General features: G+C 68.7%; 18 protein-coding genes. 10 read left to right on the forward strand and 8 right to left on the reverse strand.

Annotated features, from left to right (window positions below; genetic code table 11):
- Nucleotides 1-3 precede the first annotated feature (3 nt).
- The gene (locus LTL01_RS04230; RefSeq protein WP_236967526.1) at nt 4-726 is read left to right on the forward strand and encodes an NUDIX hydrolase; all 723 of its coding nucleotides are present in this window, start codon (nt 4-6) and stop codon (nt 724-726) included.
- A 36-nt stretch (nt 727-762) separates the two neighbouring features.
- Here LTL01_RS04230 and LTL01_RS04235 read toward each other — a convergent pair whose 3' ends face one another.
- From LTL01_RS04235 to LTL01_RS04250, 4 genes are all read right to left on the reverse strand, one after another.
- The gene (locus tag LTL01_RS04235; RefSeq protein WP_236967527.1) at nt 763-1,875 is read right to left on the reverse strand and encodes a DUF6226 family protein; all 1,113 of its coding nucleotides are present in this window, start codon (nt 1,873-1,875) and stop codon (nt 763-765) included.
- On the reverse strand, nt 1,875-2,735 hold the full coding sequence (locus tag LTL01_RS04240; protein ID WP_236967528.1) for a PhzF family phenazine biosynthesis protein: 861 nt from the start codon (nt 2,733-2,735) through the stop codon (nt 1,875-1,877). Before LTL01_RS04240 ends, LTL01_RS04235 begins: the two co-directional genes overlap by 1 nt.
- Nucleotides 2,736-2,888: 153 nt before the next feature.
- A complete protein-coding gene (locus LTL01_RS14915; RefSeq protein WP_372461288.1) occupies nt 2,889-3,395 on the reverse strand; it encodes a twin-arginine translocation signal domain-containing protein in 507 nt (168 codons plus the stop codon).
- A gap of 72 nt (nt 3,396-3,467) precedes the next feature.
- Nucleotides 3,468-3,941, reverse strand: coding sequence for an iron chaperone (locus LTL01_RS04250; protein WP_236967530.1), 474 nt, complete (start codon nt 3,939-3,941; stop codon nt 3,468-3,470).
- A 252-nt stretch (nt 3,942-4,193) separates the two neighbouring features.
- Between LTL01_RS04250 and LTL01_RS04255 the strand changes: the two genes are divergently transcribed.
- Nucleotides 4,194-6,734 carry a circularly permuted type 2 ATP-grasp protein gene (locus LTL01_RS04255; protein WP_236967531.1) on the forward strand — a complete coding sequence of 847 codons (2,541 nt, stop codon included), beginning with the start codon at nt 4,194-4,196 and terminating at the stop codon, nt 6,732-6,734.
- Entirely contained in the window at nt 6,731-7,621 is an 891-nt protein-coding gene (locus LTL01_RS04260) for a transglutaminase family protein (protein WP_236967532.1), read from the forward strand. Before LTL01_RS04255 ends, LTL01_RS04260 begins: the two co-directional genes overlap by 4 nt.
- A gap of 30 nt (nt 7,622-7,651) precedes the next feature.
- Here LTL01_RS04260 and LTL01_RS04265 read toward each other — a convergent pair whose 3' ends face one another.
- The 4 genes from LTL01_RS04265 to LTL01_RS04280 form a co-directional block, all read right to left on the reverse strand.
- Nucleotides 7,652-8,884, reverse strand: a complete 1,233-nt coding sequence (locus LTL01_RS04265; protein WP_236967533.1) for an NAD(P)/FAD-dependent oxidoreductase — start codon at nt 8,882-8,884, stop codon at nt 7,652-7,654.
- A gap of 535 nt (nt 8,885-9,419) precedes the next feature.
- Complete coding sequence (locus LTL01_RS04270) at nt 9,420-11,675, reverse strand: beta-glucosidase family protein (protein WP_236967534.1); 2,256 nt, start codon at nt 11,673-11,675, stop codon at nt 9,420-9,422.
- A 70-nt stretch (nt 11,676-11,745) separates the two neighbouring features.
- The gene (locus LTL01_RS04275) at nt 11,746-14,283 is read right to left on the reverse strand and encodes a glycoside hydrolase family 78 protein (RefSeq protein ID WP_236967535.1); all 2,538 of its coding nucleotides are present in this window, start codon (nt 14,281-14,283) and stop codon (nt 11,746-11,748) included.
- Entirely contained in the window at nt 14,280-15,554 is a 1,275-nt protein-coding gene (locus LTL01_RS04280; protein WP_236967536.1) for an MFS transporter, read from the reverse strand. Before LTL01_RS04280 ends, LTL01_RS04275 begins: the two co-directional genes overlap by 4 nt.
- 270 nt (nt 15,555-15,824) lie before the next feature.
- On the opposite strand from LTL01_RS04280, the gene LTL01_RS04285 reads away from it, so the two are divergent.
- The 7 genes from LTL01_RS04285 (at nt 15,825) to LTL01_RS04315 (ending at nt 22,547) form a co-directional block, all read left to right on the forward strand.
- The gene (locus tag LTL01_RS04285; RefSeq protein WP_236967537.1) at nt 15,825-16,307 is read left to right on the forward strand and encodes a MarR family winged helix-turn-helix transcriptional regulator; all 483 of its coding nucleotides are present in this window, start codon (nt 15,825-15,827) and stop codon (nt 16,305-16,307) included.
- 270 nt (nt 16,308-16,577) lie between these two features.
- Nucleotides 16,578-17,840, forward strand: a complete 1,263-nt coding sequence (locus tag LTL01_RS04290) for an ABC transporter substrate-binding protein (RefSeq protein ID WP_236967538.1) — start codon at nt 16,578-16,580, stop codon at nt 17,838-17,840.
- 94 nt (nt 17,841-17,934) lie between these two features.
- Nucleotides 17,935-18,864, forward strand: a complete 930-nt coding sequence (locus LTL01_RS04295; protein ID WP_236967539.1) for a carbohydrate ABC transporter permease — start codon at nt 17,935-17,937, stop codon at nt 18,862-18,864.
- 1 nt (nt 18,865) lies between these two features.
- Nucleotides 18,866-19,687, forward strand: coding sequence for a carbohydrate ABC transporter permease (locus LTL01_RS04300; protein ID WP_236967540.1), 822 nt, complete (start codon nt 18,866-18,868; stop codon nt 19,685-19,687).
- Between the two features lie 59 nt (nt 19,688-19,746).
- On the forward strand, nt 19,747-20,646 hold the full coding sequence (locus LTL01_RS04305; protein WP_236967541.1) for an alpha/beta hydrolase: 900 nt from the start codon (nt 19,747-19,749) through the stop codon (nt 20,644-20,646).
- A 410-nt stretch (nt 20,647-21,056) separates the two neighbouring features.
- Entirely contained in the window at nt 21,057-21,407 is a 351-nt protein-coding gene (locus tag LTL01_RS04310; protein WP_236967542.1) for a hypothetical protein, read from the forward strand.
- Between the two features lie 93 nt (nt 21,408-21,500).
- A complete protein-coding gene (locus LTL01_RS04315; protein ID WP_236967543.1) occupies nt 21,501-22,547 on the forward strand; it encodes a siderophore ABC transporter substrate-binding protein in 1,047 nt (348 codons plus the stop codon).
- The last annotated feature ends 37 nt before the right edge of the window (nt 22,548-22,584 follow it).

A 22,584-nucleotide genomic window follows, 5' to 3' on the forward strand; every position in this document is an offset into this window, starting at 1 on the left:
CGGATGCCGTTCGTGTCGCCGTCGCCCGCGCGGGCCGAGCTGGCGGCGCTGGCCGCCGGTGCCCGCGACGGGTCGCTCGGCGCGGCGCTGATCGACCTTCCTTCGGTGCCGAATCCGCGACCGGCATCCGTGCTCATGCTCTTCGGTGTGCTCGACGCCGTGCTGAGCGACCATGCGGCGGCCGATGGTGCGGTCTCGCGCGACCTCGATGTGCTGCTGCTGTCGCGCGCCGAGACGCTCCGCTCGCACCCGGGGCAGATCGCCTTCCCCGGCGGACGACAGGATGCCGGGGACGACGGCCCGGTCGCCGCCGCCCTTCGCGAGGCGCGCGAGGAGACCGGTCTCGACGTCTCCGGCGTCGAGGTGCTGGGGGCTCTGCCCGCGGTGCCGCTCGCCTATTCGCGGCACGTCGTGACGCCGGTGCTGGCGTGGTGGCGGCATCCGTCGCCCGTGCGGGTGATGGACGAGGCGGAGTCGGCGGAGGTCTTCCGTGCGCCCGTGGCCGACCTGCTCGACCCGGCGCACCGCGGGGTGACCGTGATCCGACGCGACGGCCAGGAATGGCGCGGGCCCGCGTTCGTGCTGCCCGGCGCGGAACGCGAGCGTTTGGTGTGGGGATTCACCGGGATGCTGCTCGACGCCCTCTTCGACCGGCTGGGGTGGACCGAGCCGTGGGATCACGAGCGCGAGCTGCCGCTGGTGCTGCCGCCCGACGCGTCCGACTGAACGCGGTCGCTAAGAGGCGGTTGACGTGCGACGAGATCAGTTCTCGCGCAACGTCCACGCGGGCCACCACCCGCGATCGAGACCGCGGAGTGTGTCGACGGCGTGTTCGAGCTCGCTCGCGCTGAGGTGAGGATCGGGTGGGCCGCCGCTCGAGCCGGCCCCTTCGCGCCTCAGCAATTGGACGTGCTGCCAGCGTCGCCGCCCGACCGGGAACACCTCTCTGAGCCCGCCGGCCGGGATCGCCAGAACGACCTCTTCGAGATGGTCGGCGGCCGTGTCTGCGGATTCATCACACGCGTCGCAGGCGCATTCCGGGGCACTCGCCCGGAAAAGTGCACCAGCTCGGACCTGCACGCTCTCCTTCGTCGCCGTGATCGTCATCGTCGCGCCGGAGGACGGCCGCAACGTGAACCGCACCTCGCCGTCGGCGGACTGTCGATCGACCTCCACGACGTATGACGCCTGCAGGTACGCGACGAGAGACTCGGCATCCATCATCAAAGGGGCGAACCGCTCCGGGTGGGAGAGGCGCGAGTACGCCTCCTCGGGTGGTTGGCCGCCCTCCCACCGATTCCCGTAGTCGATGACGCGCCCACCGGGATCGCGGTACTCCTGGTCGGGGAACGCCGGACGCTCGAACGCAACGAGCGGGAAGCGAAGAGTCGGTGGGTGTGTGTCGCGGCTGAGAGCAGCCATCTCCCGATCGTCTTCGTCAGCCTGTGGCCAAGACGCCATCATGTCCAGGAACGGTTGCCGGTGTTCGGGATGCTCCACCATGATCCGCACCAGCCCTGCCACCGGAACGGACCGTGTGGAGGTCCCGACCTCGAGCTCGGGTGTCACACGCCACGTCGCCGCCGGATGCGCCACGGCGAGGACGTTGCCCGCAAAGCGCGCGGCCGATGCCCACAACGCGGGCGTCTCGACCACCTCCGTGCGACCGGTCAGGAACTCCCAGAGCCGCGCGATGTCCGCCGACAGACCTGCGGGGTCCTCGCCCTCGCGTCGTGCGTAGGCCACGAACTCGTCGAACCCCTCCGCGAAACGGACAGGAACAGGCGCTGAGCCCGGCCAGCTGAACGACGCGGCGGAGACGGCGTCGGGCAATGACCGCACCGGGCCGGGGAAAAGCTCCGCTGTCTCGGCCATCAGGGGATCCGGATGGCGGTGCCGGAGACGACGATCCCCCCGGATGCGGGAATGTCGACGGTCAGGAGGCCGGGGCGGCCGACGTGTGCGCCCTGGTGCACCTCGACCTGGCAGGGAACGGGCACCGCGCCGAGCTCGCGCAGGTAGCCGCCCAGCGCCGCGGCGGCGGAGCCCGTGGCGGGGTCTTCGGTGATGCGGCCGACGGGGAAGATGTTCCGCGCGGCGAACGCGCTGTCGCCGAGGCGGTGCACGACGGTGATCGTCGCCGGCCACCCGCGGGCGTCCATCAGGGTGCGCGCTGCGATCGGGTCGAACGTGAACCGGTCGAAGACCTCCAGCTCGGCGATCACGAGAAGCGGATGCGGGTTCCCGGCGTCGGCGATGCGGGGCGGGAGTGCGGGATCCAGGTCATCGGCGGCGAGGCCGACGAGGCCCAGGATCGCGTCGAGATCTTCGCCCGGAAGGGGCGTGATCACCGGCGGCCTGCTCGTGAACGCCGCCCGCACGCCGTCGGGCTCGCACGTCACCGTGATCGGGATATCCCCGACCGGGGTCGCGAACCGGATCGTCGTCGGCAGAGGGCCGAGCGCGTCGCCATCTTCGGCGAGCGCGATGGCCGTGGCGATCGTCGCGTGGCCGCAGAAGGGCACCTCCGCGATCGGCGAGAAGTAGCGGATGGTGCGGGCCCCGGCATCCGTCGTCCCGGTGAGGAACGCGGTCTCGGCATAGTCGACCTCGGCGGCGATGCGCTGCATCGTCTCGGCGGAGAGCCCTCGTGCGTCGAGGACGACCCCGGCGGGGTTCCCGCCGTCGGGGGCCGACGCGAACGCGGCGTAGCGGAGGACTCTGGGCTCGCTCATCCGGCCAGCGTAGGCCGGGCCGCGGACGCGCGCACGGCCGGCGCGTGCCCCAGAGGAGCAGCCAGGCGATGACGACACCGAACCACAGCCAGGCGACGATGCCGCCGATCATCCCCGTGAGGAACAGCCCGGTCGCGATCGAGACGACGAGGCTCACCCCGCCGAGCACGACGACGCCGAGCACGAGCAGCAGCGCACGCCACGGATGCCGTCGCACGACGCCGAAGCCCGTGAGCGCCCCCGCGCGCCCGGCCGCAGCCGCCGGCAGAACGAAGGTCGCCGCGACGGCGGCGAGCAGCCCCGCCGGAGCGAACAGCGCTGAGAGGACCGCGCCGATGAGGACGAGCACCGCGGCCCAGGCGAGGGCGAGTCCGGCGTGCGTCCCCCGGCGAGGCGTGGTCGAGCACCGTGGTGAACAGCGACAGGTTGTCGACGATCCCGATCACCTGCTGCTGGTGCGGGAAGTCGATGCAGGAGGCGGTCGTGACCGGCACCCGCGGGCCGGGGGTGGGCGAGGATCTGGTTCAGATGCGAGGGGATGTCGGCGACGCCGGCCGGGGCGGACGCGAGCACCCGGGAGAGGTCGTCGACGTCTACGCCGAGGGCGGCGGCGAGGACGGCGGCACGGGTGAGGAACTGACGTCGCGAGAGTGAACCCATCGGCGCCTTTCGGGCAGGCGGAGCAGGATGTCACACGTCATGGCAGACCCGGTCGTCCGGAGGGGAGTGGGATCAGCCGGCGGCGCGTCGGACCAGGTCGCGGAGGGTCTGCTGCACTTCGTCGGTGACCTCCAGCACGGCGAAGGAGGTCGGCCAGAAGACGCCGTCGTCGAGCAGGGCGTCCTCGTTGAAGCCGATCGATCCGTAGCGCGTGTCGAACTTCGACGCGGGCTGGTAGAACACCACGACCTTGCCGTCGCGGGCGTAGGACGGGAAGCCGTACCAGGTCTTCGGATCGAGGTGCGGGGCCTCCTCGCGCACAATCTCGTGGAGCCGCTCGGCGATGCCGCGGTCGCGGTCGGGGAGTTCCGCGATGGCGTCGACGCACGCCTGCGCCTCGCGCTTCTTTTTCGCCGAACCGGCTCCGCCCGCGCGCGCCTCACGCAGCTCGGCCGCTCGCTGGGCCATCGCGGCGCGCTCGGCGTCGCTCCACGTCCCGTCCGCGTTCTTCTCGCTCGCGTTCTTCCCGTCCGCCTTCTCGCCCATCGTGGTCCTCCTCGTCGTGATCGTCCCGGCCGCGCCGCCGCGCGCCCCGGTTCACTCGTCTTCTCTTGCGGGTGCGGCATCCGCTCACCCGCATCACGAGACAAGTGAACCGGGTTCGTCGGTCGGAGGACACCCCGGGGCGTGCCAAAGTGGTCCCATGCCGCAGTTCCCGACCGGCCGGCGTACCGCCGCGCGCTTCGCCGCCGAGCGTCGCGCGGCCGCACGGCGCGCCCACTCCAACGGATGCCGCGCATGAGCCTTCTGCGCGAGTACGCCGCGGCACAGGCGCAGCCGACCCTCGCCTTCGGCGCCGACACCGGACCGAGCGTGCGGTTCGACGAGGTCGTCGCCCCTGACGGCACCCTTCGCGCGGCGTGGAAGGGCATGGCCGCCGCCGCCGACCTCACCGCGCTCGACCTCGCGCGCGTCGACGCCGAGATCGCCACCCTCCTCGCCGACGACGGGGTCGGGTACGAGCACTCGGTCCGCGGCTCGGTCCCGTGGCGACTGGATCCCCTGCCCCTGGTGATGGATGCGGCCACCTGGGCCCGGCTCGACGTCGGCCTCGCGCAGCGCGCCGAGCTCCTGGGCGCTCTCCTCGGCGACCTCTACGGCGCGCAGCGGACCCTCGCCGAGGGCCTCATCCCGGCCGAGACGGTCTTCGCCCACGCCGGATTCACCCGCCCCCTGGCGCGCACCTCCGCGGCCGAGGCCCACCCGCTGATCCTCACCGGCACCGATCTCGGACGCGACGCGACGGGCGAGTGGCACGTCCTCGCCGACCGCGTCCAGGCCCCCGCGGGTCTCGGCTACGCGCTGGAGAACCGGCGCGTCCTCTCCAGCGTCCTCCCCGAGCTCTACCAGGGCGCGGGGCTGCACCGGCTCGAGCCCTACTTCGGCAGCGTCCGCGCGGCCCTCCTCCAGGCGGCCCCCGCCGGCGTCACCGACCCGCGCATCGTGGTCCTGACCCCCGGAACCTATTCCGAAACCGCCTTCGACCAGGCCTTCCTCGCCAACCTCCTCGGTTTCCCGCTCGTGCAGGGGGAGGACCTCGTCGTGCGCGGCGGCGCGGTGTGGATGAAGCCCGCGGGGTTCCCGACCAACGCCCCGCACGAGCGGGTGGACGTGATCCTCCGCCGCGTCGACGCCGACTGGTGCGATCCGCTGGAGCTGCGCGCCGGCAGCCGCCTCGGGGTCGCCGGCCTCACCGAGGCGGTCCGCCGCGGCACCGTGCGCCTGGTCAACGGCCTCGGTGCCGGGGTGCTCGAGAACCCGGGCCTCATGCCCTTCCTCCCCGCCCTGTGCGAACGGCTCCTCGGTGAACAGCTGCGCCTGCCGTCGGTGCCGACGTGGTGGTGCGGCGATCCGGAGGGCCGGGACGCCGTCCTCACCGCCCTCGACGAGGATCCCGACTCCGTCATCGTCCGCACCATCGATGGGCGCGCGAGCGAGTTCGACGGCGCCGATCCCGCCGACCTCCGCCGCCGCATCCTCGAGACCCCGTACCGCTACGTCGGCCAGCAGCGTCTGCCCCTCTCACACGCGCCAGGCTGGGCACCGGACGAGAGCGGTGCCATCGAGACCGCGATCGGGGCGCTCCCGGTGACCCTCCGCGCGTTCACCGTGCGCGACGGCGGCGCCTACCGCGCGCTCGTCGGCGGGCTCGCCACCCACGTCGGCGGCGACCCGACCCAGGCGCCGGTGACGAAGGACGTCTGGGTGCTGAAGGCCGCCGAGGACGATCCCGATCAGGGTGTGGCCGCCCCCTCGTTCCTCCCCGTCGGGCGGGCTGCGCCGATGCTCTCGCCCCGCGCGGTCGAGGACATGTACTGGGCCGGTCGGTACTCCGAGCGCGCCGAGGATCTGGTGCGTCTGGTCCTCACCGCCCGGAGCTACGCCGAGCAGCTCGACTTCGGGTCGTCGCGGGACGGGGCGGCGACGCTCTCCGCCCTCATCGCGGCGCTCCAGCGTCTGTGCGGACACCGCCACGACGACCCGACCGCCGAGCTTCGCTCGCTGCTGACGGATGCCGATCGCCCGGGGAGTGCCGCCCACTCGCTCGGTCATCTCCGCGAGGCCCTCGAGGGCGTCCGCGACCAGCTCTCCGGTGACACGTGGCGCGCCTTCGCCGTGACCGACCGCGCCGCGGCGAGCCTGCGCGCCACGCCGCGGGCACGGCAGATCGCGGAGTCGGCGGGGCGCATGCTCACCGGCATCCTGTCGCTCCAGGGAGTGACGGCGAGCATGATCCGCGACGACGGCTGGCACGCGATCGAGGCCGGCCGCTACCTCGAGCGCGCGGTGCAGCTGTGCGTGCTGCTGGATGCCACGGTGACCACGACCGCGGCACGCCGGGGTGTGGACCGCGCCGTCATGGGCGGCGTCCTCCTCGCCGCAGAGAGCGCGGTCACCCACCGGCGTCGCTACCGCGGCGACCTCGCCGAGGCGGGTGTGCTCGAGCTCCTCATCGCGGATGGGGAGAACCCGCGCTCGCTCGCGTTCGCCTTCGCGCGGGTGCGCGAGCACATCGGCAGCCTCTCGGCCTCGACCGGCTCGACGCGTCCAGAGCGGATGATCGAGGAGCTGGAGCAGACCCTGGCCACCACCGACGTCGTCGCGCTCGCCCGCGCGGAAGGCGACCGCCGCGAGGAGCTGGACCGCTTCCTCTCCGACACCCGCGCGCAGCTGCACCAGATCAGCGAGGCGATCGCGTTGCTGCACTTCTCCGCCGGCCCGCAGCCGCAGGCCCTGTCGGCCCTGTCGACGACCGAGCTCGTGGGGGTGGGGCCGTGAGATACCGCGTGATCCACCGGACGTCCTACGAGTACGACGCCGACGTCAGCGACAGTTTCGGCATCGCCCACGTCGTCCCCCGCGAGCTGCCCTGGCAGCAGGTCCACTCGCGCGGGGTGGAGATCGAGCCCGTGCCCGCCGATACCACCGACGACGTCGACGGCTACGGCAATCTCTCGACCTACTACCACGTGACCGAGGCGCACCGTCGGCTACGCGTGAACGCCGAGAGCGAGGTCACGGTCCTCGCCCCGGCCTACGACCCCGCCGCCCTCGCGCAGCCGTGGGAGGCGGCGCGCCCGATGGTGCACCGCGACCTCCCCGATGCGTGGGCGGCGGCGGAGTTCGTCGTCGAGTCGCCGAAGGCGCAGCACGCGGCGGCGGCGCGGGAGTACGCCGCGGCATCCTTCCTCCCCGGACGCGCGATCGGCGACGCCGTGGTCGACCTCACCCACCGGATCTTCCGCGACTTCCGCTACGACGGGAAGGCCACGACCGTCACGAGCACCGTCGGTGACGTGCTCGCCGCCCGCGCGGGCGTGTGCCAGGACTTCGCGCACCTGGCCCTGGCGTGCCTGCGCACCCACGGCCTCGCCGCCCGCTACGTCAGCGGCTACCTCGCCACCCAGCCGCCGCCCGGCAAGGAACGCGTCTTCGGCGCGGACGCCTCGCATGCGTGGCTTGCGGTCTGGCTGCCGCTGTCGGGGGAGTGGCTCGCGGTCGACCCCACGAACGACCAGGTCGTCGGCGACCGCCACGTCACGACCGCATGGGGCCGGGACTACGGCGACGTCGCACCGGTGAAGGGCGTCATCTTCACCGAGGCGAAGCGCTCGACCCTCCGCGTGGCCGTCGACGTCGCCCCGCTGGAGGGCGCCGCCGTCTGACGCGAGGCCCGAATGACGTGCCGCGCGTCCTCAGCCGAGGATGCCGCGCGCGGCCCGGACGCCGGACGTCAGCGCCCCCTGGATCGAGGGGGTGTCGCGGTGGTCGCCGGCGACATGCAGTCCGGTGCCGATGCGCGAGGGGGCCGCGCGTCGCATCGGCGGAGGCAGGGCCGGCAACGCGGTGGCGATGTCGTCGCGGCGGAGGAGGTCCCACCCCTCGGCCACCGGTCCCCAGATGTGCCGCAGGTGGGCGCGCACCTCGCCCTCGGAGGCCGCGGGACGCGCGCCGTACAGACTGGTCGCGGCGATGAGGTGCCGGCCCGGAGGAGCGTACGAGGGGGCGGTGCGCGACATGACGACGGTGTTGACGAGCGGGCCCGACCGTGTGCCGTCCACCGACAGCAGAGCGGATGCCGGGGCCTCGGTGCCGGCGAACCACCACGTCTGCAGTCCCCGTACCGCGGGCGCGGGGAGTCCCGTGAACGCCTCGACTGCTCCGGGATCGACCGCGACGACGACCTCCTGCGTGCGGACGACATCGGCGCCGGCGACCTTCAGCTCCCATACGCCGCGGCGGTGACGGAGTCGCCGCACCGCGTGCGAGAGCCGGATGTCGGCGCCGGCGCGCCGGGCGGTGTCGGCGATCTGCGCGGGAAGGGCCGCGATGCCGCCCGCGGGGAGCCCCGGCCGGCCGAGGGCGAACAGGCGGAGGAGAAGCCGGACGTAGTTCTGGCTCGTGCGCCCGTCGTCGTCGGCGATGACCCCGGCGAGGAACGGCTCGAGCACCTCCCGGCGGAGCGGGCCGCGCACCCCCGCGGCATCCCATCCCGCGAAGAGCTCGTCGTCGGCGGCGTCCGCGAAGGCGCGCGTCGTCCGCGCCGGGGCGAGCCAGCGCACCAGCGCGGTGATCTCCGACACCGAGAGCAGTCCGCTGGAGAGGGTGGCCGCGAGATGCTGCGGATGCCGCAGCGGGTGCGCGAGGGTCGCGACGCCGTCCGCCCGGCGGACGCGTGCGCCCACCGGGAACGAACGCATCTCGAGGTCGTCGAGCTCGACCACGCCGCGGAGGGCCGGGTACGCGGGATTGAGCACCTGGAATCCGCGGTCGAGGAGGAATCCGTCGACCACGTCGGTACGCTGTCGCCCGCCCACCCGGTCGGCCGCCTCGAGGACGACCACCTCGCGCCCGGCGCGAGCGAGCTCGAGCGCGCAGCGGAGTCCGGCGAGCCCCGCCCCGATGACCACCACGTCGTGCGCGCGCATGATGCGAGCATAGGAGCCCGCGCCCATCCGCCGATCGAAACCTGGGGGTCTCCTGTTAGATGACGCTGCCGCCGAGGTTGAGCGAGACGCCTGTGCGGGTCAGTTCGTCGGCGGTGTCGCGTGCGTCGGAGCATGAGCAGGCCAGGCGTTCGAGTTCGGTGACGACGACGACGCCGGCACGAGTGGCGGCGAGAATTTCCTGAACCTCGTCGGGCCCGGCTGGTGCCGGTGAGTCCGTGGTCGTCGTAGATGGCGTCGGGCTGGACGCCGAGCGCGTGAAGGGCGTTGAGTGGGGAGGTGAGATCTTGCACGCTGGTGGACACGTGGGCGTAGCCGAGAAGCATGGCCTGACTGCAGCCGTTTGGCGGCCCTTCATCGGGCATTCTTGCGGGCGGGCTTTACGGGAATCGGTGCTCAGCAGATACTCGCGGGTGCTCGGCGTCACGGCGCTTGCTGTTGTGTGTCCCGTTGGGGGACCGGCACGCGGGCTAAGCGCGCCCATCACTCTCATCTTTCACAGGTTTCATAGCCTCCATCACACGCGAGGCGCTTCAGTCTGAGCGTGTGCGAGCAACGCGGTGAGAGCGTCGTGGGAGCCGACCGAGGTGGGTGAGGCCTGCTCCGCGAAGCTCAAGATCGTACGTAACGGCATCGAGCCGAACAAAGGAAGAGCTTCCTGGTTCGTCAGGGCGTGTGCTGCGTCTCCCATGCTTAAAAGGGCGCCGGTGAGTACAGGCGCTCCGACCGGGTGTGCGAGCCATTCGTTGAGGGTGGAGTCCCGATCGAGTGCGGCAACGGGCGCAGGAACGTTGAGAGTGATCGTTTCGGCGAGCGGAAGGTCACGGGAGTGAGAGCCGGCGCTGATCGTGAACTCGCCTGGTTCGACGGTCCAACCGTCCGCACCCCAATAGGCGAAGGCGCGGTTATCGAGCTCGATCCGGATTGTTCGCTGCTCTCCCGCCTCCAGACGCACCTTCTTGAAGCCCTTCAGCTCCCGGTTCGGTCGGTCAACCGACGACGCTTCGTCCCCGACGTAGACCTGCACCACTTCCGACCCGGCTCGGTCGCTCGTGTTTCGCAGGGTGATGTCGACACTGGCGTACGCCGTTGTGGGGTCCGGGACGCTGACGGTGAGATCCGTGTATGCGAAGGATGCGTAGCTCAGTCCGTAACCGAAGGGGTATTGCACGGCCCGGTCCGTCTTGTCGTACCAGCGGTAGCCGACGTAGACCCCTTCGCCGTAGCGGACCACACCGTTTTCTCCGGGCCAGTTGGTGAAGGCGGGAGTGTGCGAGAGCGCTGCGGGGATGGTCTCGGAAAGCCTGCCTCCTGGTTCTGCGCCGAAGAGAATCTCGGCGGCGGCGCTGCCGGAGGCCTGACCGGCCAGCCACATTTCGAGGATGCCGGGAACGACTCCCGCGATCCCGTCGAGGGTTACGACGCCGCCATTGCTGAGAACCACGACCACGTTCGAGTTGACCCGCAGGATCTGCTCGAGGAGGACTCGCTGTGTCTCGGGCAGATTCAGATGGGAGCGATCGAACCCTTCGGATTCCTCATTGGGTGGCAGGCCGAGGAACGCGACTACGACAGCCGAGTCGCCCGCGAGGGCGACGGCTTCGTCATGGAGGGCAGTGTCGTCCTCGGCGTCGAAGCTGAACCCGGCAGCGAACTGCACGTCGCGGCTGCTGGCCTCCCGGATAGCGGTGAGCGCGTCATCCAGACGAGTGGGGTTGATGTGCGAACTCCCCGCGCCCTGGTATCGCGGCGTGCGGGCGAACTCGCCGATCACCGCAATCGATCCGCCGTCGGTGGGGGACAGCGGGAGAATGTCGCCGTCGTTGGATAGAAGGACGGCGCTGTCGACGGCAATCCGGCGAGCGAGCGCATGATGCGCGTCCAGATCGGCTCGGCCGGTGTTCGTTCGGGATTCGACGAGACGTTCGTGGACGGTGAGAACACGTGCCACGGCAGTATCGAGAGCGGTCTCGTCCAGCACCCCTGCGCGAACGGCAGCGACGATCGCCCGGGTGCTGCGCTCGCCGGTGCTCGGCATCTCCAGATCCAGGCCGGCCGCAACGGCAGCGACCGGGTCAACGACCGCACCCCAGTCGGATACCACGTACCCGTCGTAGTCCCAGTCTCCGCGCAACACGTCGGTGAGCAGCCAACGATTCTGCGACGCGTGGGTGCCGTTCACCTTGTTGTAGGAGCACATCACCGTCGACGGTTTGCCTTCGGCGATGACCCGCTCGAACGCGGGAAAGTAGATCTCCCGGAGCGTGCGCTCGTCGACGTCCACGTCGACCCGCATCCGGTCGGTCTCCTGGTTATTGGCCGCGAAGTGCTTCACGGAGGCGCCGACACCACCGCCCTCGAGGCCTTGCACGATGGCTGCGCCCAGAACACCGGAGTGGAACGGGTCTTCGGAGAAGTACTCGAAGTTGCGTCCGCACAGCGGAGAACGCTTGATGTTCACCCCCGGGCCAAGAAGGATATCGACACCAAGTGCGCGGGCTTCCGCAGCCAACGCCCGCCCCATCTCTGTCAGTAGCGCCGGATCCCACGAAGAGCCGGTCGCGCAGGCCGTCGGAAAGCTGGTGGCAGGCTCGCTGGCGTTGAGTCCGAGGTGATCGGCCGAGGCGAGCTGCAGCCGGACGCCATGCGGGCCGTCGGTCATCGTGACGGCCGGGATACCGAGCCGCTCCACGGGCCGGGTCGTCCAGAACGAAGCTCCGGAGACCAGGCCGGCCTTTTCCTCGATGGTCAGCTGCGAAACGATCTCGCGCATGGACGCATCTCCTTTCGCCGGGCGCTCCGGCGGACGTGTGTGGTGGGTGCGGGGACGCCTGGGACGAGGCTCAGGCGGGTGTGGGCGTCGCTTCGAGGGCGTTCCGGAGGTCCTCTTCCAGCTGGGCGGAGACTCCTGGCACGTGCTGGAGCACCACGTTGAGCGACATCGCGGCGGCGTCAGGCGCGGAGGCGTCCAGCGGCAGCCCGGGGAAGTAGCTCTGCAGCACATCGGAGACGGCTTGCCAGACCTGCGCGTCCTTCGCCACCTCGCGGATGGGGGAGTCCATCGTCATACCGGTGGGCGCACCGTATCCCGCGGGCGCGGCGTATCGCCACGAGTGCTGTCCCTCGGTGACCGCGTGGGTGGCGCCGTCTGGGTGCAGCGGGAGGACCACGTCGGCGCTGACCCCGTCCGGGATCGAGACGTTGACGCTGATCTCGCCGTCCTGAATCTTCCAGTCGACTTCGATGCGCCCGCGCACAGTGTCATGTGCGGCACGGGCCCAGGTGATGTCGCCACCAGGTTCGGGAGCGATCCGCACTCGGGCATAGCCGGGTTCGACGCGCTGGAGCCCGCCGATCACACGGTGCATCCAGTCGGCGACGGCGCCGAGCGCGTAGTGGTTGAGGGAGGTCATTCCGGTGGCGTTGACGGTGCCGTCGGGAAGGACCGAGTCCCACCTTTCCCAGATCGTGGTGGCACCCATGGTGACCGGGTAGAGGAAGGAGGGGGACTCCTCCTCGAGGAGCAACCGGTACGCGGTATCGATGTGGCCGGTGCTGCTGAGCGCGTCGGTCACCAGGGGCGTGCCTGCGAAGCCGGTGGAGATGCGGTAGCCGCGTTTGGCGACGATGTCCGCGAGTTGATCGCCGGCCTTCTGTTGCTGGTCGTCGTCGAGGAGGCCGAAGGTGAGCGCGAGAGCGTAGCCCGTGGCGGATTCGTTGACGAGACGGCCCGAAGCGGTGACGTATTCGCGGCGGAATGCGTCGCGCACCCGGGTGGCGAGTGCCGAGAATTCGGTCGCGTCGTCCGCGTGGCCGAGCAGTTGGGCGGTGTCGGCCATTTCGCGGGCGGTCTTGTAGAAGAAGGCGGTCGCGACCAGGTGCCGGTCGGTCTTTGCTGCGGCCGGGTTGTTTGCCGGTGCGTCCGGGTCGAGCCAGTCGCCGAACTGGAATCCGCTGCTCCACAGGCCGGCGTCGTCCAGGAGGCCGGCGATCTGCCGGGTGAGCGCGGTCATCGACGGGTAGCTGTCGCGGAGGATGTCGAGGTCGCCGTACTCCTGGTACAGCGTCCAGGGAAGGCTTACGGCGACGTCGCTCCACAACGCGGTGGGAGATGCGGGCTGGGACAGGGCGTCCGGCACCACCCAGGGCACGAAGCCCACGGCAGCCTGTTCGGCGGCGAGGTCTTGCAGCCACGATCCGAGCACGCCGCGCACGTCGTAGAGGTAGGCGGCGGTGGGTCCGAACGCGTTGATGTCGCCCGTCCAGCCCAGTCGCTCGTCTCGCTGGGGGCAGTCGGTGGGGACACCGACGAAGTTGTCGCGCATCGACCACACCACGTTGGAGTGCAGCTGGGTCAGGAGCGGGTTAGAGGTTTCAAACCAGCCGGTGCGGACCATGTCACTGTGCACCACTACTGCCGTGATCGCTTCGGGGACGAGCTCGGTCGGCCACCCGTCGATCTGCGCGTACCGGAAGCCGTGGAAGGTGAATCGTGGCTCCCACGTCTCGATGCCGCCACCGCGCAGGATGTAGCGATCGGTGGCTTCGGCGGTGCGGTTGGTCTCCGTTTCGAGCTCGCCGTCGGGGGTAAGGATCTCGGCGTGACGAATCGTGATTTCACGGCCTGGTTCGCCGGTGACGTTCAGACGCACCCACCCGGAGATGTTCTGCCCGAAGTCGACGATCGTCTTGCCTGAGGGGCTCGTGAGGATGGTCGCTGGGGTGAGTTCCTCGATCCGTCGGATCGGCGGAGCGGTGGGTGTCTGCAGCGTGTTCTGGTCCCACTGGAAATGCTCGGCGGCCTTCCAATGCGTGTCGTCGAACCCGGGCTCAGCCCATCCTGCAGGCTCGAGGCGGGCGTCGAAGGTTTCGCCGTCATAGATGCTGTTGGCCAGGACGGCGCCGGTGCCGACGCGGAACGAGTCGTCAGCTTCGATGACGTCGGTGCGGTTGGCGTAGTCGAGCACGAGTTGCAGGAACAGAGCGGGCCGCTCTGCGTACATCTTGTTCGCGCCCTCCCAGCCCAGCCGGCCGACAGCCCACCCTTCGCCCACGATGGCGCCGACGGCGTTCGTGCCGACGTCGAGGAGGTCGGTCACATCGTGAGAGGACACCATCAGACGGTGGCGGTACGACGTCCATCCCGGGGAGAGCACGTCATCACCGACGCGATTCCCGTTGACGTACGGGTCGACGATGCCGAGCGCCGAGACGAGCAGCGTGGCTTTCACGAGCTCATCGTCGACGGTGAACTCTCGGCGGAAGTAAGGGGCGATGCCTGCCGCGGTGTCGGGCTGGACGATGAAGGTGCTCGACCAGGGGGTCTGGCTGGCATCGGCGGCCGACGCGGTGTCAGGGTGGATGTGCGAGGGGGCGTTCATGCGGGAACGGTCTCCAGTTCGGTCTCTGTGGCGAATTCGTTGTGGCGGTCACGTGTCCGGAAGACGAACCACGCGATGGCGCATCCGGTCGCGGTGCTGACCGCGAGGAAGACGTAGAATATTGTCGGGCTGAGGGTCAGAAGGATCGGGGTGACGCTCGCCAGTCCAGCGGCGAAAAAGCGGGCGACGGCAATGATGGTTCCTTGCGCGGTAGTGCGCAGCAGCGTGGGGAACTGTTCCTGCGTCCAAACCTTCATGATCCCTTCGAAGGCGAAGGAGGCGCCGACCAACCCGATGAGCCCGGAGATGAACGCGGTAATCACGCTGATCCCAAAGACCGCGGGGATGAGGGCTGCAGTCACGGTGCAGACCGCCCCGATCGTGAAGTACACGAATCGTTTGGGAGAGTCTGCGATCTTCATGAACCACAGTGCGCCGACGATCCCGAGCGGGATCAGCGGGAGGCCGATGAGCGTCGCCGTCTGCAGGTCCACGCCGCCGACGTTCACCAGCAGATAGCTTCCGAACTGCCCGCCCGTGTTGGCGGCCATGTTCGTCAGCGCATAGAACGCAATCAGGGCGAGAAATGGTGTCCGATAGGGGCTCCGCAGCAGCTCACGGATCGAGGAGCGATCCGCGCGCACCGTCTTGATGCCAGCGAGCTGCTCTGCACGCGCAGCCCGCCAGTCGTCGGACTCCGGAATGGTCAGCCGGCCGAGTAGAACCAGGGTGGCAACAACGGCGATGTGAGCGAACAGGATCTGACCGCCCAGCAGCCCAAGACTGGCGACTGCCGCGGCCAGAAGTGCGCACGCGATCCCGCCGACGCTCCACAGCAGGTTGGAGAAACCGAGCAGCTTGCCGCGGTTGTCGTCAGAGGCGGCCTCGGAGATGGTGGATAAAGAGACCGGGAGGTCGGCGCCAGATCCCAGACCGAGCGCCACAGCCGAGATGAGAACGATCGGGAAAGACGGGGCGAAGATCAGCGCGACCGACGCGGCGACGATCATGAACATCGTGACCGTGAAAATCGGGCGGCGCCCGAACCGATCGCCGAGTCTGCCTCCAACGAGGGCTCCGACGGCGATTCCAAGGGTGAGACCACCAGAGGCAAGTCCGATCTCCGCCTCGTTCAGACCGAGGGCACCCTGGTAGATGACCATCGCGGTGCCGAAACTGACGATGGCGGCGGCGTCGATATACGACGCCATCCCGGAGACGATGGCTGTCCACCAGGCGCCGGGCGCGCGTTGCGCGGTGGCGTATGACATGAACTTCCCCTTTGAAGACGTGAAGGAGCTGGCGACATTCGCCAGGCTCGTGGGATGGCCCATGCTAACCGATGATTGTCTTCAGGACAATCCAGGGGTTATCGGTAGAGTGTCCTAGAGACAATCAACGCCGATAGACAGGACGCGACCCTCATGCCTCGCCGACCACTCAGTAGCGTCGACCTCCGCGCGGTCCCCGCACCGGAGGCACCTCTCCTGCACGGGCGCGGCGCAGATTTCTCGATCGCCTTGCAAGCGCTGATCACAGCGATGAATTCGACGACCCTCCGCGAGAGCGTGATGAAACAGAGCGACTTCCCGTTGCCCGACGACATGCCTGCGTTCCTCCTCGTGAATCAACTCATCTATCGCAAGACCGCTCGTCCGACAGAAGTCGCCGACGCGATCGGGACGGGCCGCTCGAACATCAGCAAGATCGTCCGCCGCCTCGAGGCCGCTGGGCTGGTCGGTCGGATGCCGGACCCTGAAGACGGTCGCCAGAGCGTGATCGGCCTCACGGAAGAGGGGCAGGAGGTCGCCAAACGCATCGTTGGGGTCTCCAGCGGCGGCTACGAGGCAATCTTCTACGACTGGAGCGATGCCGAGTTCGACCAGCTCGAGCAGCTGGTGGTGCGACTGGTCGCCGACATCGACGAGCGACTCGACCACGTAGTAGAGAGATCCGCGGGAGTGCGCATCCGTCGCGCAGCCGGCGCGGAGTTCGCGGACTCCGTCGAGGCTGCCGCCGGCTAGTGAGGTCCAACGTCGCACGCTCCGTGCCATCTGGCCCTGGAGCTCAGCTTTGCTGCGCCCTCACGGTCGATCGTGGGAGTGCGCTGAGTTGCCTGCATCAGCGCTTCGTATAACGATTCAATTAGGGGATTGTCCTCAAGACAATCAAGATGTACTCTCGCCATGTCGAACACAGCCTGAACCCACGGGCTCGATGCGGCGGGAGTTGAATGCCCCGCGGCGAGTCGAAGGACCTCGATCGACTTCACCTTGAACCCAATGGAGAGTTTCATGCAGAAATCACTTGCCCGATCCCTCGCGCTCGTAGCAGCCGCTGCGCTGACCCTGACGGGGTGCTCCGCGGGTTCGCAGAGCGACTCCAGCGACGGTGAGACCGTCCTGACGATGTCGGCGTGGGCCGACGACCCCATGGCCGCCGCTCTGATCGAGCAGTTCGAGAAGGACAACCCGGGCGTGACGATCGACTACACCGGGCTGCCGTGGCCGAACATCCTCACCCAGATCAGCACCGAGATGACCTCCGGGACCGCGTCCGACATCGTGGTGGCGTTCTCCGGCCGAGGAAACGCGCTCGGGGTGCAGAATCTCGCCAAGGGCAACTACATCGAGGACCTTTCGGACTCCTCCTGGACGGACGCCTTCACCGGCGCCACCCGGTCAGTTATGGGCGTGGACGACAAGGTGCTCTTCGGATCCAACGCACTAACCATGGTTCCCGCGATCTACAACGTGCAGGCGCTGGAAGCGGTCGGCGCAACCGCCCCCACCACCTTCGACGAGGTCCTCGATCTGTGTGCAGCTGCCAAGTCCCAGGGGAAGGTCGCGTACGCGCTTGCTGCCCTGGCCGGTGGCAACTTCACCAGCCTGACGATGGCGATGGCGACCACACTTGTCTACGGCGCTGACCCCGAGTTCACCGAGCAGCAAGAGGCCGGCGATGCGACCTTCAGCGACAGCGACTGGACGGAGGTCTTCGACAAGCTCGGCGAGATGAACGACGCCGGATGCTTCACAGCCGACGCAACCGGCGTCAGCCTCGACATCGCGCAGGGACAGATGGCAAAGGGCGAGGCCGTCGGAATCGTGGACGTCACGCCGGCGATCGCCAACATCGCTACCCTGGCACCCGAGGGCAGCACCTTCGAAACGGCGCCTTTCCCCGCCACCAACGACCCCGCCGACACGAAGCTGCCGGTCGGCTTCGGTGCCGGCTACGCGGTCAACGCGAAGTCGAAGAACATCGACCTCGCGAAGAAGTTCGTCGACTTCTACATGTCGCAGGAAGGTCTGAACATCGCGCTTGCGAGCGGGTCGATCTACCCCAGCATTCCCGTCGACGGTTACACGGCCCCCGATGCCCTCGCGGGAATCGCCGACCTTGCGCACGGCGACAGCGCGCAGCCTCTCTTCGACGCGACCTGGCCCAACGCCTCCGTAGGCCAGGCCTACAGCGACGGCATCCAGGGATTCCTCACCGGCCAGTTCTCGAGCGACGAGATCCTCCAGCGCATGGACGCGGCCTTCACCGGCTAGCAGTTCACCCTCCCGTGTTCCGTCGTGGTGCGACGGGGTCACCGTCGCACCACGACAGCTTTTCGTTCAGACCTAGGTGAGGAACCGATCCGTCATGGCCATCGCCACAGCCGCAAGCATGACCACACCACCATCCACCAAGACGAAGCGCCGCCGGTACCGTGGCTTCGCCCACAGCGTCTGGTGGTTTGTTCTCCCGGCCGCGGCTCTCTACCTGTTCGTAGTGGTGTACCCGTCCGTCCGAGGCAGCCTGTACGCCTTCACGGACTGGGATGGACTCTCGCCCGATCCGCAGTGGGTCGGATGGCACAACTTCGTCCGCATCTGGTCAGACCCCGCCGGATCGACCGCCATCACAAACACCGTCATCATCGCCGTTGCAGTCACCCTGATCCAGAACGTGGTGGGTCTTCTCATCGCGCTGGGGTTGAACTCCCGCATCAAGTCGCGCAACGTTCTCCGAGTCGTCATCTTCGCCCCCGTCGTGATCACGTCGATCGCCGTGGGATTCCTGTGGAAGAACCTGCTGGCGCCGGACGGCGCAATCAATCAGGCTCTAGAAGCGATCGGACTGGGCGCTCTGCAGCAGAACTGGCTCGGCAACCCCGACACCGCCCTCTGGTCAGTAATCATCGTGGTGTTCTGGCAGTTCGTCGGCTACTCGATGGTCATCTTCCTCGCCGGTCTGCAGGGAATCCCGCAGGAAATTCTCGAGGCCGCCGCCATCGACGGAGCCGGACCGATTCGACGATTCTGGTCCGTCGTGCGTCCGCTGCTCACCCCGGCGATCACGATCAACGTGATGCTCTCCCTCATCTCCGGCCTAAAACTGTTCGACCAGGTGCTGGCGATGACCGGAGGCGGGCCGGGTGGGGCCACAGCCACGATCTCCACGCTGATCTACACGAACGCGTTCAACCTGGGGCGGTTCGGTTACGGAGCTGCGCTGGCGCTCGTGCTCAGTGTCTTCGTCGCGATCGCCGCCATCATCCAGTACCGCCTGCTCACCCGTCAGGAGCGTTGACATGAACCGGTACACCTGGCGTACGGGCATCCTCGAGGCCGTCATGATCCTCGTCGGACTGATCTTCCTCTTCCCCGTCTACATGCTGGTGAACCTGGCACTCAAGTCGCCCGGCGACCAGAGCGCAGCGCTCACACCTGCACTCCAGCCAACCTTCGACAACTTCATCACCGCTTGGCAGCAGGGCGGCTTCGGCGAGGCGCTGTTGAACAGCGTGATCGTCACCGTCACTGTGGTGGTCCTCACCGTCGTGCTGGCTTCTGCGGCGGCGTATCCGCTCTCGCGACTCGGATCACGATGGTCCAAATGGACCTTTGTGGGCTTCCTCGCTGGCCTTCTGCTGCCTGTGCAACTCGCCCTACTGCCTCTTTATCAGAGCATCCGCGACCTCGGTCTGCTGGGCACACTTCCCGGCGTCATCATCGTCTACGTCGGCGGCGGGATGCCCTTCGCGATCTTCCTCTACGCGGGCTTCATGCGAGCGTTGCCGTCCGAGTACGAAGAAGCCGCCGCCATCGACGGAGCACACGCATTTCAGACGTTCTGGCAGGTGATGTTCCCCCTCGTGCGGCCGATCACCGGCACGATCGCGATCCTCACTGCCGTAGGCACCTGGAACGACTTCCTCATCCCGCTCCTCTACCTCTCGGGAACGGAGCAGCAGACGATGACGGTCGCGATCTACGGTTTCGTCGGGCAGTACGGTTCGGATTGGAATCTCATCTTCGCCGGCATCATCATCAGCGTCCTGCCGATCTTGATCGCCTACTTCTTCATGCAGAAATACATCGTTCAAGGCTTCGCCGGCGGCCTCAAGGGCTGACCTCTGCAGTCGCTCGCCTTCCCACACCACGACATCGAACCGACGGCAGGAGAACCCACGTGACCGAATCGACAGCAATCGACCGAGCGACCGAGCTCCAAATCACCGACGCAACCTTCGACGGACCCCACGGCACCGTACCCATCCGCATCTATCAGGTCCCGGGAACGGAGCCGCGATCCGGGCTGCTCTGGCTGCATGGCGGGGCCTTCATGTTCGGCGATCTCGAGATGCCGGAGAGCCACTGGGTTGCACAACAGCTCGCCGACGGTGACAGGATCGTGGTCGCCGCCGACTATCGACTCGCGCCCATCCCCGAGACTCTGGCTGCGCACGTTCCTCCTCGTCCCGGGCATCACTTTCCCGTCGCCTCGGAGGAACTGACCGCTCTCTTCGAAGCACTGGTGTCCACTGATCTCGCCGCCACAACGACGGATTGGGCGGTGGGCGGTGCAAGCGCCGGCGGGAACCTCGCGGCAGGCGTGGCGATGCGACTGCGAGATGAGGAACGCGCCACCGCACTCGGGCTCCTGCTCGTCTATCCGCTGCTTCATGCTGAGCTCCCCGCGTTCCGGCCCGAGCTCGCGGCCAAAGTCGCTCAGCTTCCCGAGGCGTCCCAGTCGGGACCCGCAGCGGTCGCGGACCTCAACCTGCACTACGTCGGCGGGAATGCCGAGGCGCTCAGCAGCCCCTACGCATTCGCCGGGGGCCACGACCTGGAGGGCCTTCCCTCGACATTCGTTCTGAACAGTGACAGCGATTCACTGCGAGCCTCGGGAGAAGCATTCGCAGCCGAGCTCGCGGCCGCAGGTGTGGACGTCCAGGTGATCAACGAACGTGGAACCGTGCACGGACACATCAATGGTCCTGACAACTACGGAGCGGACCGGAGCATCACACGGATCCACCGGTGGTTGCGGGACATCGAACACGACCTTCGCGATTCGATCAACGGCTAACCTCCTACCGCCGCCCTCACGATCCCGCCACAGAGTCGATCGTCACCGCGTAACGGGTGTGGGCGTGCGCCACATGCACGGCCGCCCCACACCCGCTCCGGGACCATCCAGCCAGGATGCCGGTTGACATGCACGCACAGGCAAGGCTCAGAGTTCACCGCCCGCAACGGGACCATGGGTCTGCCCCGAGTCTGGTTGACAGTCGGGGTTTGGGGTGATCAGGCCGCTTTCGCGTCCGTGTAGATCATCTCAAACTCGATGGGGGTGAGTTTGCCGAGGCCGCGCTGACGGCGCCGGCGGTTGCCCGCGATCGCCCCATTCGCGAACTCGGCCCTTGCCGCTAGGCAGCGTCGGTACGCTACCGGCACGGGTCGCCCCGACCCCACTGAACCGAACGAGCGGAGAACGCCGTGGACACGACCGCGCCCGCCTCACCCTCACCCGCGCCGGAGCCCGTCGCCCCCTCCGCGGTCGCGACCGTCGTCGTGTCGGATGCCGTGACGAAGGTGGACGCCCTCCAGACCCTGTCGGTGCTCACCGGCGCCCGGATCGTGGGGGAGCGGACCGCCTCCCCCCGCGTGCCGCTCGCCGACGGGGCGTGGGCGGAGATCGAGATCCCGAAGTTCGGCGAGGCCCCGCCGCTCGCGATCGACGTCCACGCCGCCGACGAGGCCATCGCCCGCGCGCAGGCGCGAGCGGTCATCGCCCTCCTCCGCGACGGTGCGGGGTGGTCGGTGCACGGGATGTTCCCCGACGCCTGACCCGACGCCTGACCCGCGCGACGCCCGCGCGACGCGCCCGGGATGCGTCACCGGTTTGCCTACCGCGAGAACGGTTAGGTTAGCCTTACCTTCATGAACGTCCGCCTTTCTCCCCGCCCTCGTCTGCTCCTCCCCGCCGCGTCGCTCGCCGCCCTCGCGCTGGTCGTCACCGGATGCGCCTCGCCATCCGCTGACGCCGCCCCCGAGGCATCCGCCGACGCCACCGCGATCGTCGTGGAGGACGCCCGCCCCACGCTCATGCAGCTCGAGGAAGGCGGCGAGACCTACTTCGAAGAGGACACCGAGATCCCCCGCGAGGCGGTGGAGGTCGCCGCGGCCCCCGACGCGGTCGTGACCTTCGACATCGCGACGCTGGATACCCTCGACGCCATCGGCGCCGGGGACGCCGTCGTCGGCATCCCCGACATCGCCCTGCCGGACTACCTCTCGGAGTACGCCGACCTGCCGAAGGTGGGAACGCTCTTCGAGCCGGACTTCGAAGCCGTCGCGGGGCTCGAGCCCGACCTCATCGTCACGGCGGCCCGCAGCACCGGCCAGTACGACGCGCTCGCCGAGATCGCCACCACGATCGACCTCACCGGAACCTACGGCGGCACCTTCGACCCCGCCGCGGGCCTGCGCCGTGCCGCGCAGCTCGGCGTGATCTTCGGCGCCGACGAGGCCGTCGAGGCGGCGACGGCGCGCATCGAGGAGCTCGAAGCGGCGATCGAGGACCGGGTCGATGCGACCGCGCTCGTCCTGTCGGTCTCGGGCGGCGAGTACGGGGCCTTCGGTGAGGGCTCGCGCTTCGGCTACTTCTTCGACACCCTCGGCTTCACCCCCGCCGTCCCCGCCCTCGAACTCCCGGGCGCCGAGGCCTCGCCGCACGGCGACACCGTCACGAACGAATTCCTCCTCGAGGCGAACCCCGACTGGATCATCGCGTTCGATCGCGGCGCGGCCACCGGAGAGGGCTCCAGCGCGGCCGAGACGCTCGACAACGAGCTCGTCGAGCGCACCACCGCGGGCGCCGAGGACCACGTCATCCTCCTGCCGGCGAGCGAGCTCTACATCGTCATCAACGGCCTCACCGCCATCGAGAACGTGCTGACGACGATCGACACCGCGCTCGCCGCGTGATCCGCGGGAGCGCCGAGTCCTGAAACGCCTCTCTCCC

The organism is Microbacterium aurantiacum, from assembly GCF_021654035.1.
Taxonomy (GTDB): domain Bacteria; phylum Actinomycetota; class Actinomycetes; order Actinomycetales; family Microbacteriaceae; genus Microbacterium; species Microbacterium aurantiacum.